This window comes from Mesorhizobium sp. 1B3, from assembly GCF_050958605.1.
Taxonomy (GTDB): Bacteria; Pseudomonadota; Alphaproteobacteria; order Rhizobiales; family Rhizobiaceae.
In genome coordinates this window covers 269140-283790 of sequence record NZ_JBJHDO010000006.1, presented here as the reverse complement: position 1 = coordinate 283790, position 14651 = coordinate 269140, and the positions used below count along the sequence as shown (strand labels likewise).

General features: G+C 61.2%; 10 protein-coding genes and 1 pseudogene. 10 read left to right on the top strand and 1 reads right to left on the bottom strand.

Translation table 11 applies throughout. The features are described from left to right. The first annotated feature begins 414 nt into the window (after window positions 1-414). Window positions 415-1607 (top strand): annotated as a pseudogene (locus tag ACCO56_RS18645) (IS256 family transposase). 323 nt (window positions 1608-1930) lie between these two features. Here ACCO56_RS18645 and ACCO56_RS18640 read toward each other — a convergent pair. Beyond that, complete coding sequence (locus ACCO56_RS18640) at window positions 1931-2326, bottom strand: hypothetical protein (protein WP_433642309.1); 396 nt, start codon at window positions 2324-2326, stop codon at window positions 1931-1933. 127 nt (window positions 2327-2453) lie between these two features. Here ACCO56_RS18640 and ACCO56_RS18635 point away from each other — a divergent pair, with 127 nt between their 5' ends. The 9 genes from ACCO56_RS18635 to ACCO56_RS18595 all read left to right on the top strand — a co-directional run bounded on the left by ACCO56_RS18635 (window position 2454) and on the right by ACCO56_RS18595 (window position 14633). Continuing rightward, on the top strand, window positions 2454-3980 hold the full coding sequence (locus ACCO56_RS18635) for a recombinase family protein (RefSeq protein WP_433642409.1): 1527 nt from the start codon (window positions 2454-2456) through the stop codon (window positions 3978-3980). After that, entirely contained in the window at window positions 3977-4870 is an 894-nt protein-coding gene (locus ACCO56_RS18630; protein ID WP_433642307.1) for a plasmid partitioning protein RepB C-terminal domain-containing protein, read from the top strand. The genes ACCO56_RS18635 and ACCO56_RS18630 overlap by 4 nt, the downstream gene beginning before the upstream one ends. Further along, complete coding sequence (locus tag ACCO56_RS18625; RefSeq protein WP_433642306.1) at window positions 4867-5748, top strand: plasmid partitioning protein RepB C-terminal domain-containing protein; 882 nt, start codon at window positions 4867-4869, stop codon at window positions 5746-5748. Before ACCO56_RS18630 ends, ACCO56_RS18625 begins: the two co-directional genes overlap by 4 nt. 459 nt (window positions 5749-6207) lie before the next feature. Beyond that, window positions 6208-9720: an indolepyruvate ferredoxin oxidoreductase family protein gene (locus ACCO56_RS18620; RefSeq protein ID WP_433642408.1), complete on the top strand. Its 3513-nt coding sequence runs from the start codon at window positions 6208-6210 to the stop codon at window positions 9718-9720. 454 nt (window positions 9721-10174) lie between these two features. Continuing rightward, on the top strand, window positions 10175-11266 hold the full coding sequence (locus ACCO56_RS18615; protein WP_433642305.1) for an ABC transporter substrate-binding protein: 1092 nt from the start codon (window positions 10175-10177) through the stop codon (window positions 11264-11266). Window positions 11267-11347: 81 nt separating this feature from the next. Beyond that, a complete protein-coding gene (locus ACCO56_RS18610) occupies window positions 11348-12241 on the top strand; it encodes a branched-chain amino acid ABC transporter permease (RefSeq protein ID WP_433642304.1) in 894 nt (297 codons plus the stop codon). Further along, complete coding sequence (locus ACCO56_RS18605) at window positions 12234-13127, top strand: branched-chain amino acid ABC transporter permease (RefSeq protein WP_433642303.1); 894 nt, start codon at window positions 12234-12236, stop codon at window positions 13125-13127. Before ACCO56_RS18610 ends, ACCO56_RS18605 begins: the two co-directional genes overlap by 8 nt. Continuing rightward, window positions 13120-13881 carry an ABC transporter ATP-binding protein gene (locus tag ACCO56_RS18600; RefSeq protein WP_433642302.1) on the top strand — a complete coding sequence of 254 codons (762 nt, stop codon included), beginning with the start codon at window positions 13120-13122 and terminating at the stop codon, window positions 13879-13881. The genes ACCO56_RS18605 and ACCO56_RS18600 overlap by 8 nt, the downstream gene beginning before the upstream one ends. After that, window positions 13878-14633, top strand: coding sequence for an ABC transporter ATP-binding protein (locus tag ACCO56_RS18595; RefSeq protein ID WP_433642301.1), 756 nt, complete (start codon window positions 13878-13880; stop codon window positions 14631-14633). The genes ACCO56_RS18600 and ACCO56_RS18595 overlap by 4 nt, the downstream gene beginning before the upstream one ends. The last annotated feature ends 18 nt before the right edge of the window (window positions 14634-14651 follow it).

Genomic DNA, 14651 nt, shown 5'->3' with positions numbered 1-14651 from the left:
TTTTACAACGAGCACGCGGCCATCATCGAACTTTTGAAGCGTCACATCGCACTGAGCTCGGCTCACGCGGTGGAGGTGACGAAGGAAGGGCTGGCGCGGATCTTTTCCGGAAGGACAGTGTAGTGGTTGTCGCTAGAGGAAAGCGCCCAGCGTTGCAGAGATTCGATCAAGTCATGAACCCTAAATCCAACCCGATCAGGGCACGGTTTGCGCCATGAGCCGGCGTTGGTGGAGCTTCGCCAGACCGGGCATTCGCGCCTCGACCGGAGGCAACCTAAGCGGCCGCCCATCAGATAGTGTTCGAAAGGTTCTGCAAAAAGCTCTGAAGAAAGGAGCGGGCCCGCTCTGAAACGCGGGCGGTCATGGCACGCTGGTGACGTTGCGATCACCGATTCCCGTGAAAGGGGAAGTGCCATGACCAAACGCGAGATTAGGTTGGGTGGTTCGGAGTTGAAAGCGTTGCCGCTGTCGGAGGAGGACGGTTTCCGCCAGGCGCTGCAGGTTGTCGTGCAGGAGGTTCTGGAAGCGGAGATGACGGAGGCGCTGGGCGCCGAGAAAGGGCAGCGGGCCGGTTGGGCTATCGGTCCGGATATTACGAGCGCAAGCTGGTGACGCGGGTTGGCGTGCTGGAGCTGCGGGTCCCGCAAGATCGCGCCGGGCGGTTCTCGACGGACCTGTTTGAGCGTTACCAGCGCTCGGAGAAGGCCTTGGTGTCGGCGCTGGTGGAGATGTACGTGCAAGGGGTTTCGACGCGCAAGGTCAAGGCAATCACCGAAGAGCTGTGCGGCCACGCCTTCTCGGCTTCGACGGTGAGTGCGGCGACGGCCAGGCTGGATGAGGCGTTGCAGGCGTTCTTCACGCGCCGGCTGGAGGAACCCTACCCCTACCTCATTCTGGACGCCCGCTATGAGAAGGTGCGTGAGGCCGGCGTGATCGCCAGCCAGGCGGTGCTGGTGGCGATCGGCGTCGATTGGGAAGGCCGGCGCCAGATGCTGGGCGTCGAGTTGGCCAACCGCGAGAGCCGCTCGAGCTGGCGCGAGTTCGTCGCCGGCCTCAAGCAGCGCGGGCTTGCCGGCGTCGAGTTCGTGGTCTCCGACGACCACCCGGGGCTCACGGCGGCCATCGGCGAGTTGCTGCCTGAGGCGGTCTGGCAGCGCTGTTACGTGCACTTTCTGAGGAACGCCCTCGACTATGTGCCGCGCAAGGTCGACGACGACTGCCTGATGGAGCTGCGATGGTTCTACGACCGGCGTGATCTTGCCGAGGTCAAGCGCGACCTGGCGCAATGGATCGCCAAATGGCAGGCCAAATACCCGAAGCTGGTGGACTGGGTGGAGAATAACATTGAAGAGACGCTGAGCTTCTATCGATTGCCGCTGCCCCACCACAAGCACATGAAGTCGTCCAACATGCTGGAGCGGCTGAACCAGGAGATCAAGCGGCGCACCCTTGTGGTTCGCATCTTCCCCAACCGGCAGAGCTGTCTGCGGCTGGTGCGGGCGCTGGCCGTGGAGATCCACGAGACCTGGCTCGAGGCAACCCGCTACCTCAACATGGAGCATCTGCGCGAGCACAAGAAGGAGAGCCTAAGAGCATTGGCCGCTTGAGGCGGCCTGCCGCTCCCGCCGCCCTCGCTTAACACGGGGGCGGAGCGGTGGGAGCGACGACGTCACTGCCAAGCCATTTTGCTGAACTTGACGCACACAACTGCCCATCACATGTTGGTTCGGGGCTGTTAGGGAGAAACGACAGGCAACTGGAACGTGAATGCCAGCTGCGGAAGATCCCAGCGGTGCCACAACAACCAAGTCTGAGTGATGGATTTGTCCACGATCAACTGCGATCGGCTAGAAGCACGTCGGGGCGTCGTCAGGGAGTTGGCCAAGAACATGCTCTAGCTTGGGTAGCTATATTCAAAAATTCATAGATGTCACTTCGGCTGTTTTAGCAACTTATCGAGCTGTGAGATCATTTCGGAAAGCTTTGTTCGCGTATCGATGAACTTCTTTTCCGTGACTAGGTAATGCCGGTTCGCCAGCAGAAGAACGGTCTCCAGCACGGCATCCGAGTGACGGCAAAGTTGGATTAGAAACTCACCGCTCGGGCCGTTTCGCCCCTCGTACCAATTCTTGACGGCCCGTTCGTTTGCGCGTGTTAGCGCAACAATAGTCTTGACCGCACTCGCGTTGCCGTCGAACTCACGCCGGAGTGCTTCCGAGATAGCCTTGGCAAAGCCAGTGGCCCCTAGGCGCTTTTCCGGAGGGTCGCTTTGAAAAGTTGTTCCGGACCTGGACCGAATCTTTCGGCCCTTCTTTGCAGACGACATACTATCTCTCCTTCATCTAAAGGTGGTGCCCGACTGCCCACGGAAAGCTCGGCAGCGAGAAGAGTTGCCTTGCGCGAGGTCCACGACGTGAAGGACGATGATCGATTAGGTTCCGGTAACGAAGAAGATCGTCCAATACGCGCTGCGCAGTATATCCGCACGTCTACCGAATATCATAACTATTCTAGCAAAAATCAGGAAGAAACGATACGTCAGCTATGCTGAGAGTCATGGCATAGACATTATCAGAACCTATGCTGATGAAGGGAAAAGCGGGCTAACGCTGGACGGACGTGATGCGCTGCAGCAGCTTATCCGTGATGTCGTGACGGGCGAGACCGATTTCTCGATAATTCTAGTCTACGATGTCAGCCGCTGGGGACGCTTCCAAGACGCCGACGAAGGCGCCTATCTCGAACACCTCTGCAAGCGCGCCGGCATTATCGTCGAATATTGTGCTGAGCAGTTTGACAACGACGGCAGTTTCAACGCGACAATACTGAAGAATATCAAGCGCGGCATGGCCGGCGAATACAGTCGTAACCTCTCAAACAAGGTGTTTGCAGGCCAGTGCCAGCATGTCATGCGGGGCTTTCGGCAAGGCGGCATGGCCGGCTATGGTTTACGGCGGCTGATGATCGATCGGACAGGATCTCCCAAGACGGTGCTGAATCTTGGGGAGCGGAAAAGCCTTCAGACGGACCGCGTCATCCTGATACCTGGCCCGGACGAGGAAGTTGCGACGGTCCGGCGGATCTATCGCCTATTCACCGAGGAGAAAAAGACCGAGAAGGAGATTGCTGACCTCCTGAATCACGAAGGAGCCTCCACTGACCTCGGACATCCATGGACCCGCGGAACCGTCCACCAGTTGCTGACCAATGAGAAATACATCGGCAATAACGTCTTCAATCGGGTGTCCTACAAACTCAAGCTGAGGCGGGTGCGGAACCCGCCGGAACTTCTTGTCCGTGCAACCGGCGCTTTCACGGCTATTGTGAGCGCGAAGGCCTTCGATGCAGCTCAGCAAATCATTGAAGCTCGGAACCGCCATTTCAGCGACCAGGAAATGCTTGACAATCTCCGAGCGCTTGTGGCGATTCATGGGTGGCTGTCAGCGTTGATCATAGACGAACAGGAAGACACGCCGTCTAGTGGCGCCTACCGCCGGCGCTTCGGTAGTCTCGTCCGCGCGTATTCCCTGATAGGGTTCTCTCCGGGAAGAGACTACCGATATCTTGAAATCAACAAACGGCTTCGCTCCCTCTATCCTGGTTTCATTGAGCAAATCATCTCGGGCATTACAGATGCCGGCGGAGATGTTGATCAGGACCCCGACACAGATCTCCTGTGGGTGAACAAGGAGTTCACCGTTTCGATTGTCATAGCTCGCTGCGTTTCGACTCGTGCGGGATTCTTACGCTGGAAGCTGCGTTTCGACGCTGGCCTTAAACCGGACATCACCACGACAATTCGTATGGCTCCGTCGAACACGGACGCGCTTGATTACTACCTGTTTCCCCGTCTCGATTTTCCTCACGGGGCCATCAAGATGGCCGAGGAAAATGGCCTGCATCTCGATGCCTATCGCTTCGAGACTCTTCAACCCCTTTTCGAACTCACGCGACGCCGGATACTAAGGAGGGCCGCATGACCGCCCAAAATGAAGAACGTGAGATTCGTCGAATTCCCATTGTCGATGTGAGAGTGATCAATCCTCGCGCGCGTAACAAGAAAATTTTTCAGGAGCTCGTCACTAGCATTGCCCATCTGGGATTGAAGAAACCCATCACCGTGAGCCGCAGTAGCGAAGGGAACGGATACGATCTTGTCTGCGGCCAAGGACGGCTGGAAGCGTTCATCGAACTTGGGCAGACAGAAATCCCCGCCATTGTGATCGAAGCGTCCGTCGAGGATTGCTATGTGATGAGCCTCGTCGAAAACTTGGCTCGACGCCAGCATTCACCCCTCGAATTTGTCCGAGAAATTGGAAATTTGCGAGAGCGCGGATATTCCATCGCTGAAATCGCGATAAAGACCGACTTCAGCGACGAATACGTGTATGCGGTCTGCTATTTGCTTGACCATGGGGAAGAGCGATTGTTGGCGGGGGTTGAGAAGGGGATTATCCCCCCGTCGATCGCGATGGAAATCGCTCGCGCCAAAGAGGTCGAGGTTCAAAAGGCGCTCGCAGATGCGTACGAGCAGAAGATCCTTCCGGGCAATCAAATTCTCGCGATCCGCAAGATCGTCGACCAAAGAAACCTCACCGGCAAGACACTTCATTCAGTTGGGCAGGTCAAGCAGGCAGCGAGGAAGCAGGTCACCGCTGCCGCGCTCATTCGTGTCTACCGCAAGGAAACGGAACGCCAAAAGCAGCTTGTAAGGAAGGCGACGCTCGCTCAGAGTCGCCTTCTGTTTGTGGTGAATGCGCTGAAACGGTTACTCTCGGACGAGCACTTCGTAACGCTTCTCCGCACAGAAGCCATAAACACAATTCCGGCGCCTCTCGCGGAGCGCCTCGGTCCAGAGGTACGTCCATGACAGACCAAGTACGCGCCGCTTTTGAGAATACCGTCAAGATACTGCATATCGCGTCCATCCTGCCACGCAGGATCGTTTCGGACATGCTGAAGAACACAGTCAAGTATCGACGAATCGCAAGATCGATAGAAGAGGTCGGCATCGTCGAACCTCTCATCGTCGCACATCTAAAGGGCAGCGGCGATCAATTCATCCTGCTGGACGGACACATCCGATACACGCTGCTGTTTGAACTCGGCATGGAAACGGTGCCTTGCCTCATTGCGGATGATGATGAGGCATTCACGCACAACAAGAGGATAAACCGCCTGGCCACTGTACAGGAACACTTCATGCTTCTGCGCGCCATCAAGAACGGCGTATCGGAAGAAAAGCTCGCACGTGCGCTGGATCTAGATATCGTCGCTATCAAGCGACGTCGAACTCTTCTCGATGGCATTTGCCCTGAAGCGGTGGAAGTTCTGAAAGACAAGTCTGTCAATCCGGCGACGTTCGACGCTCTTCGGAAAATGAAGCCGTTACGCCAAGTGGAAGTAGTCGAACTCATGGCAACGGCAGGGAATTTCACGTCGAGCTACGCGAAGGCACTTTTAGCCGCGACCCGACAGAAGGATCTTCTCCACTCGGATAAACCGAAGAAGATTGCCGGAATGACAAGCGAGCAGATGGCTCGGATGGAACGTGAGATGGCGTCACTTCATCAAGATTTCAAACAGATTGAGGAGTCCTACGGCGACGATATTTTGCACCTGGTTATCGCGTCAGGCTATTTGTCGCGCCTAGTGAACAATCCGGAGATCGAGCACTATCTCAGCGAGCACCACGCCGAAATCCTTCAGGAGTTTAAGGCTGTCATATCTGCGACTTCGTTGGACTAGACAACAGCAGCGTCGAGTCAGCCAACTACGCCCTCGCTAGGAAGTTCCTAGGGATGTTCGTAGGGTGTCGTCGCATTAATCATGTCCCTTTGCCGTTATCAGGTTATGAGCCGCAAGGTCATATCTGGGTAGTCGTTGTTGTCCCGGCGAAGGTCCGGTTTCGAGGCCCGTAATCGGTTTGGGATTATCAGCAATGGGTCAAATCACGCCGTCACCGACAAATCCTAGGTAAGGACGAGGGTTTGTTCGCAGTCGGGATGTTCCGTGTGTCTGAGCAGTTGGAGGACGATCCAGCCTCAAGCATCTAGACATGGTCGGTGTCGCGCGTCGCCACCCCGAAATTTCTTATTCCGCGCTTGGCCTACTGTCACGACTAAGAGTGTCATTTGACATCTAAATGTGTATACAGTATTGGATTGACATAGGCTCATTCCTGCATCCCGTACCGTTCCGGGCCCGCTGGCTCCGGCAGCCGCGCCCCAGGAGATCACCATGGCTTTTCCGGCGGTTTCGCTCGACGACAAGTATCTCCTGGACGACGGGCGCATCTACGTCACCGGCACCCAGGCGCTGGTGCGGCTGCCGATGGTGCAGCGCAGGCTCGACCGCGCTGCCGGGTTGGACACGGCAGGCTATGTGACGGGGTATCGCGGGTCGCCGCTTGGCGGCATCGATCAGGCCTTCGGCCAGGCCGGCAGGTTCGCCGCGGGCGAGGACATACGGTTCCAGGCCGGCCTCAACGAGGATATCGCCGCGACCGCCATCCTCGGCACCCAGCAGATCAATCTCATGGAGCGGGCCAACAAGCAGGGGGTCTTCGCCATGTGGTACGGCAAGGGGCCGGGCGTCGACCGTTCCGGTGATGCCTTCCGCCATGGGAACCTCGCAGGGTCGGCACCGCATGGGGGCGTGCTGCTGCTCGCCGGCGACGATCACACCTGCAAGTCGTCCACCACGTCCCACCAGAGCGAATATGCCCTGATGGACGCGATGATCCCGGTCCTCAATCCGGCCGGCGTTCAGGAGATCCTCGACTTCGGACTGCATGGCTGGGCGCTGTCGCGCTATTCCGGCTGCTGGACGGCGTTGAAGCTGATCGCCGAGACGGTCGATTCCTCGGCCTCCATCGTCGTCAGCCAGGATCGCGTCGCCATACGGATGCCGACGGATTTCGAGATGCCGGCAGGCGGCCTCAATATTCGCTGGCCCGATACGCCGCAGGAGCAGGAGCGGCGCCTGCACAATTTCAAGCTGCCTGCCGCTCTCGCCTTTTCCCGCGCCAACCGCCTCGACCGTGTGGCGCTCGGCGGGCCGCGCCGCCGACTCGGCATCGTGACGACGGGCAAATCCTATCTCGATGTGCTCCAGGCGCTCGACGAACTCGGCATTTCGCGGGAACGGGCACTCGAACTGGGCCTTTCCATCTACAAGGTCGGGATGGTGTGGCCGCTCGAACCGGAAAGCATCACCGCTTTTGCCGCCGGATTGGAAGAGCTGCTGGTCGTCGAGGAAAAGCGCCCGCTGATCGAGGGGCAGGTCAAGGACGTCCTCTACAATATGCCCGCCGATCGGCGGCCGCGCATCTACGGCAAGCGCGACGGCGAGAACCGCATCGTCCTTCCCGCTCATGACGACTTGACGGCCGTGCAGGTGGCGCGGGCGATCGCGGCCCGCATCCTGCCCTGGCTGGACGACAAGGAACTGGTCGAGCGTATCGCCGGCCTGTCGGAGGTGGACGGCGCCAAGCTTGCCAGTCTCGCACCGGTTCAGCGCACCCCCTATTTCTGCTCGGGCTGTCCACACAACACCTCGACGCGCGTGCCCGAAGGCAGCCGGGCGCTTGCCGGCATCGGCTGCCACTGGATGTCGCAGAGCATGGAGCGCAACACCGCCACCTATACCCATATGGGCGGCGAAGGGGCGAACTGGATCGGCCAAGCCCCCTACGTGCCGACGCGCCACGTCTTCCAGAATCTCGGCGACGGCACCTATTTCCACTCGGGCCTGCTGGCGATCCGCGCCGCGGTCGCTGCGCGGATCAACATCACCTACAAGATCCTGTTCAACGACGCGACGGCGATGACGGGCGGTCAGAGGCATGACGGGACGCTGAACCCGCAACGCATCACCCATCAGCTGCGCGCCGAAGGCGTCGACCGTATCGCGGTCGTCTCCGACGACATCGAAAAGTACCAGGAGCAGGAGGCCTTCGCCGCCAACGTCTCCATCCACCACCGCGACGAGCTCGACACGGTGCAGCGCGAACTGCGCGAAGTCGAAGGCGTTTCGGCGATCGTCTACGATCAGACTTGTGCTGCCGAAAAGCGCCGCAGGCGCAAGCGCGATCCCAAGCCGCGCACCGAGCGTCGCGTCATCATCAACGAGCTTGTCTGCGAGGGGTGCGGAGATTGCTCCGCCAAGTCGAACTGCCTTTCGGTGACGCCCATCGACACCGAGTTCGGGCGCAAGCGCCGCATCGACCAGTCGTCCTGCAACGAGGATTTTTCCTGCGTGAAAGGCTTCTGCCCGTCCTTCGTGACCGTCGAAGGCGTGAAGCCGCGCCGCTCGAAGGCGCTCGATCTCAAGGACATCCTTGCTCGTCCCATCGAGGAGCCCGCACTGCCGGAACTGACGGAACCGTGGAACGTGTTGATCACCGGTGTCGGCGGCACGGGAGTGATCACCATCGGCGCCATCCTGGCAATGGCCGCTCATCTCGAGGGGAAGGGGTGTTCGACGCTCGATATGGCCGGGATGGCGCAGAAGGGCGGCCCGGTGACGACGCATCTGCGCCTGTCAGGAAAACCCGACGACCTGCACGCAGTGCGCATATCCTCTCGCGCGGCCGATGTCGTGCTCGGCTGTGATCTCGTCGTCGCCGCAGGGAAAGAGGCCTTGGGCGTGATGGCCAGGGACAGGACACGCGTCGTCCTGAACTCCGAGGAGACAATAACCGGCGCCTTCATCCGTGATCCGAATTTCCGTATCCAGGGGCTCGGTCTCGCAGGTGTGGTCAGGGACGTTGCCGGGAAGGACCAGGTCGAATCCATTTCCGCGACGCGGATCGCCACGCAGCTCCTCGGCGATTCCATCGGCACGAACCTGTTCATGGTCGGCTACGCCTGGCAGCGCGGGCTTATCCCGCTGTCGCAGGCGAGTATTGAGCAGGCGATCAGCCTGAATGGCGCTGCCGTTGAGATGAACCGGGCCGCCTTCAAGCTCGGACGGCTTGCGGCTGCCGACCCTGCTGCGGTGGATGCGCTGCTGCCCAGGCAGCGGGCCAACGGGGATCTCGGACACCGGGTCGCCTCGCAATCGCTCGACGAAATGGTGTCGCGACGCGTCGCCTTCCTCACGGCCTATCAGAACGCCCGCTACGCCGGCGACTACCTCGCCTTCGTCGATAAGGTGAGGACGCGCGAGAAGTCGGTGATGGGCGGAGAAGGCAAGCTCTCGGAAGCCGTTGCCCGCTACCTCTTCAAGCTGATGGCCTACAAGGACGAATACGAGGTGGCGCGTCTCTATTCGGATGGCGCTTTCCGCCGGCAGCTTGCTGAGACCTTCGACGGCCGGGGCAGGCTGACGTTCCACCTGTCGCCCCCACTCCTGGCGAAGACGGACCCGAACACGGGCGAGCCGGCCAAAATGACCTTCGGGCCGTGGATGCTTGGCGCCTTCGGGGTTCTGGCAAAGTTCAAGGGGCTGCGCGGCACGTGGCTCGATCCATTCGGCCATAGCGCGGAGCGCCGCGCCGAGCGATCGCTGATCGGAGAATACCGCAACCGTATCGAGAAGGCGCTTGCGCGGCTGACTCCAGCCGAGCATGCGACAGCCGTGGCGATCGCCGAGGTGCCCGAACAGATCCGCGGCTACGGTCATGTCAAGGAACGCAGCCTCGCCAAGGCTCGCGCCAAATGGGCCGAACTCGAACAGCTGTCCGTCGCGGACCCCTTGCCGATAGCGGCCGAGTAGACGCCAGCAAAGGCTACCGCGAGCTGCCTCACTAGCTTGCCGGACATCTCTCCCGGCAAGCTACGACACAAGACGTCTTCTCGGCGCCGTGCAAGTTCCCCCTCTCCGTCTCGGCTTCGCCGAGCCACCTCTCCCCCACTTCGTGGGGAAGAGGAAAGGCGCCGCGCGCGCGGCCGGCGATTCCTCTCCCTCACGAAGTGGGGGAGAGGTGGCTCGGCGAAGCCGAGACGGAGAGGGGGCCTGTCGCGCGTCATGTTCATCTGGGGAGGGTTGGCCGTCGGGGAACCGAAGCGGGGCGAGAGACGCGGGTCGCCTGAGTACCCTACACAAAACCTCAAAGTGCATCACAATGTGTATTCACTTATGGCGAAAAGTGTGTCTACATACCCATAGCAGAGGGGACCGGGGCGCCTCACGAAGCGGCCGGCCAGAACCAAAACGGAAGGAGATCACCATGCACAAAGCTCTATTGGCCGCCGCCTGTCTTGCCCTTGGCAGCGTGCCCGCATTGGCCCAGGAGGTCGTCCTGGGCGCGGTCCTGCCGCTGTCTGGGGCGAGCGCCACGCTCGGCGACGACCAGCGCCGGGGCATCGAGTTGGCCGTCGACCAGATCAACGAGAAAGGCGGCGTGCTCGGCGGGCAGAAGCTACGCGTCATCATCGAGGATTCCGGCGGCCGCGCTCCCTCGGCGCTGGATGCCGCGAAGAAGCTGGTGACCGTCGACAAGGTGCCTCTGGTGATCGGCGAATATTCTTCCGGAATCACCATCCCGGTCGGCCAATACCTGGTCCAGGAGGGCCGCGTTCATCTCAACATCGGCTCCTCGAGCGGCAAGATCCGGGCCCTGGGCGACGGATCGTTCAGCCTGATCGGCCTCGACAACGTCTCCTCCGGCTTTGCCGCGCAGGACGTGGTCGACAATGGCTGGAAGAAGGCTGCGGTGATCGTGCCGAACAACGCCTATGGCCAGGGTGTCGCCGAACAATTCCAGAAGGCGTTCGCCGAACGCGGCGGCGAGGTCGTCACCACCGTCATGTACACCGAAGGCCAGACCACCTATCGGCGTGAATTGCAGCAGATCGAGCGCGCCGCACCCGACGTTTATGTTTATTCGGCCTACGGCAAGGAGGCTGCCACGATCAATCGCGAGGCCTTCGAACTCGGCATAAATGCCACCCCGTGGTACGCCATCTACCTGTCGATGTGCACCTCCGACGCAGATCCGAAGTTCGTTCAGGGTCAGTATGGGCTCGACCTCAACTATATCGGACCTGATGGGAAGGCCTATGAGGAAGCCTACCGGAAGAAGCATGGCGAAGGCTTCAAGACCAGCTTCAACGGCTACGGCTACGACGCTGTGATGATGGCCGCGGCCGCTATCGAGAAAGCCGGATCGGCCGAGCCCAAGGCCATCACGGCCGCCCTCAAGGAAGTCGGCAATGGCTACAAGGGCGCGACGGGCGACATCACCTTCGACGCCGATCGCCAGCGTTCCAAGCAGCCTTACCTGAAGCTCAAGATCGAGGACGGCGTCCAGAGCCGCTAGGCCGTTAGGCGCCAGGTTACGCCCGGCGCCTCCGACCTTGCGCCGGGCCCCGGTGCGACGAAATTCCCTGGGAGGAACGAGATGGTCCAGTTTGCCGTCGACGTGATCATCCGCGCGGTCGATCTGGCATTGATCGCAATCGGCTTGAGCAGCGTCTATTCGTTGATCCGCTTCCCCAATGTCGCGCTTGTGCAATACGCGACGACGGGGGCGCTGCTGACGCTCGGCCTGCAAATGATCGGTCTGCCCCTTATCATGGCAGGGGTCTTCGCCTGCATATTGGTCGGGGTTGTCGCCGTTCTGCTCAACGTCGCCATCTTCGAGCGCCTGCTGCGCGCCGGTTCCGCCGTCGCGATGATCGGCTCCCTGGCGCTGAGCATGGTGTTTTCGGCGATCTTCCTCGTCACCGCCGGCCCACGTCCGCAACGTTTCGAACTGGAGGTCAATCCTCCCCTGCGTTTCCTCGGCGCCCGGCTCACCGAGCACCAGCTGACCTCCGTCGGCATCAGCGTATTCGCCATTGCCGCCTTTGCGCTGATCCTGTTCCGGACGGATCTCGGCCGCTGCATGCGCGCCACCGCCACCAACTCCGTGCTCGCAAGCGCCACCGGCATCGACACCCGCAAGGTCACCAACGTGGTCGTGTTCCTTTCAGGCGTAATGGCGGCGCTCGGTGGCATCGGGCTTTCTGTCAAGGGCGAGATGAGCGCCCAGCTCGGCCTCGACATGCTGCTGCCGGTATTCGCCGCGGCTATCGTCGGCGGTCTCGGCAATGCGCTCGGCGCAGCCGTCGGCGCGATTGTCATCGCCGCCGCCGAAACGATCGTCACCAACGTCAATTTCGGCCCTTTGCTGGGCGAATCCTTCCTGTTCATCCCGGCTGCCTACGCCACCGCCGCGTCCTTCCTGCTGCTGGTCGTCGTCCTGCTGTTCAAGCCGTACGGCCTCTTCGTCTCGGAGGTGAAGCGTGTTTGAGTTCCTGATCCATGTCGCGATCATGGCCTGTCTCTACGGGCTGTTATCGCTCAGCCTCAACCTGCAGGTCGGCTTCGCCGGGCTCGTCAATTTCGGCCAGATCATCCTGTTCGGCTGCGGCACCTATGGTGCGTCGATCGCCTTTTCCAACCAGTTCGGGCCTGTCGCCGGCATTCTGCTCGGCGTGGCGTTCGCGCTGGTCGTCGCCGTGGCTTTCGCCCGTCTCGGCCGCAATCTCGGCGCGGACTATTGGGGCATCGCCACGCTGGCCGTCGCCGAGGTGTTGCGCATCCTCGCCAACAACGAGGCGTGGCTGACCGGTGGCGCACAGGGTGTCGGCGGCATACCGCTCATCTTCGGCGACATGCCGCGCCCTGCCGGACCGCTGATGACGCTCGGCCTGTGCATCGCGCTGTTGCTCGTCGCTTGGTGGCTGTGCAACCGGCTGACCACCAGCCGCTACGGTCTGGCGCTCAAGCTGATGCGCGAGGAGCCGCAGCTGGCGGCGTCGCTCGGCTACGACATCGCCTCGCTCAAGACGCAGACGCTGATGGTCGCTGCCGTGATGGCTGCAGCCTCGGGCTTCGTCTTCGCTCATTACGTCACCTTCGTCGGGCCCGATCAGCTGGTCAGTTCCGAGACGTTCCTCATCTGGGCGATGGTGATCATCGGCGGCTCCGGCAATCATGTCGGCGCGATCGTCGGCGCCGTGCTGATGCAATTCCTCTTCGCCTTCGTGCCTTTCGTGAAGGATGCCTTCGACCTGCCGTCGGAATACGTCGCCGCCATGCGGCTGACGCTGGTCGGCGCCGGCCTGCTCGCCTTTCTGATGTGGCGCACGCAGGGCCTTGTTCCCGAACGCATTGGGGAGAAGCGCAATGGCTGACTGCCTACTGAAAGTCGACAGTGTCGCCAAAGCGTTCGGTGCCCATCAGGTCCTGGCCGATGTGCGGTTCCAGGTCGGGGAGGGTGAGATCGTCGGCCTGCTGGGGCCGAACGGCTCAGGCAAATCGACCCTGCTCAACATCGTCTCCGGCTTTTCCCGACCGGATGCCGGCGCAATACGGTTCGTCGGCGAAAACATCGCAGGCTCGCCATCCTTCCAGATCGCCCGGCGCGGCCTCGTGCGTACGTTCCAGTTGCCTTCGATGCCGCATCGCATGACAGTGCGCGAGGTGTTGCGCGCCGGTTCGCGCGATGCCGCATCCCTTGTCGACGCTTTCGTGGGAAGATCCGGCGACGATGCGGAAGTCGAGGAGTTGATCGAACAGTTCGCATTGGGGCCGGTCGCCCATCAGCCGGCAAGCTCCCTGTCCGGCGGCCAGAAGAAGCTGCTCTCGATCGCGCTGGCTCTTCGAACCAGGCCAAGGCTGCTCTGCCTCGACGAACCGACGGCAGGTGTCCATCCCCAGCTTCGCAGCCGCATGGTCGGGCTGCTCAAGGCCTTCAATCGCCGCGGGGTCGCCATGCTGGTCGTCGAACACGACATGCATTTCATTCGTGAGCTCTGCGGCCGCTGCATCGTGCTGGATCGGGGCGAGATCATTGCCGATTGCGCTCCCGGCGAGCTCACCGAAAACGAGCGGGTGGTCGAGGCCTATCTCGGCAAATCGGTAGGAGAGCAGAAGGTGCCGGCATGATCCGCGTCAAGAATGTGCGCGCCGGCTATGGCGATGGGCCGGACATTCTCGGGGGCATCGACCTCACTGCCGCCGCCGGTGAGATCGTCACGATCCTCGGGCCCAATGGCTGCGGCAAGTCCACCCTGCTCAAATGCATTGCAGGCTTCGTCAGGCCGCGCGGCGGCACGGTGGAAATGGATGGAAGCGACGTCAGCAACGTTCCGGTCCATGAGAAGGTGACACACCACCGCGTGGGTTTCGTGCCTCAGACCGACAACGTGTTTTCGACGCTCACCGTGGCCGACAATATCCTGCTCGGCGCGCGACACCTGCCGGCCGCGGAGTGTCATGCCCGTTATGCCGAGCTGATGGCGCAATACCCGTCGCTCGCGTCGAAGCAGGATCGCAAGGCCTCCGCGCTTTCGGGCGGCGAACGCCAGATCCTTTCGCTCGCGCGCGCCTTGATCTCCGATCCGAAAGTGTTGCTCCTCGACGAACCTTCGGCCGGCCTCTCGCCGCTCATGATGCATGAGGTTTTCGCGGCAATCGCGGCGATCCGCGACCGCACGGGCATGTGCATCGTGATGGTCGAGCAGAACGCCTTCGAGGCGCTCGGCGTCTCCGACCGCGCTTACGTGCTGTCGCTCGGCAAGGTGGCGATCGAAGGCCGCTCGGAGGACCTGCTCGCCGACCCCGCGATGCGCCATCTCTATCTCGGCGGGGAGCCGCCTGCCGCCGAACGCCGCCCCCGGCTTGCCGTCGTCGGCTGATGCCGCAACTCCCAGATC

Excerpts from the sequence above, each read along its gene's own strand:
- ACCO56_RS18615 (WP_433642305.1), top strand. The coding sequence starts at position 10,175 with ATGCACAAAGCTCTATTGGCCGCCGCCTGTCTTGCCCTTGGCAGCGTG.
- ACCO56_RS18640 (WP_433642309.1), bottom strand. The coding sequence starts at position 2,326 with ATGTCGTCTGCAAAGAAGGGCCGAAAGATTCGGTCCAGGTCCGGAACA.
- ACCO56_RS18625 (WP_433642306.1), top strand. The coding sequence starts at position 4,867 with ATGACAGACCAAGTACGCGCCGCTTTTGAGAATACCGTCAAGATACTG.
- ACCO56_RS18595 (WP_433642301.1), top strand. The coding sequence starts at position 13,878 with ATGATCCGCGTCAAGAATGTGCGCGCCGGCTATGGCGATGGGCCGGAC.
- ACCO56_RS18610 (WP_433642304.1), top strand. The coding sequence starts at position 11,348 with ATGGTCCAGTTTGCCGTCGACGTGATCATCCGCGCGGTCGATCTGGCA.
- ACCO56_RS18600 (WP_433642302.1), top strand. The coding sequence starts at position 13,120 with ATGGCTGACTGCCTACTGAAAGTCGACAGTGTCGCCAAAGCGTTCGGT.
- ACCO56_RS18630 (WP_433642307.1), top strand. The coding sequence starts at position 3,977 with ATGACCGCCCAAAATGAAGAACGTGAGATTCGTCGAATTCCCATTGTC.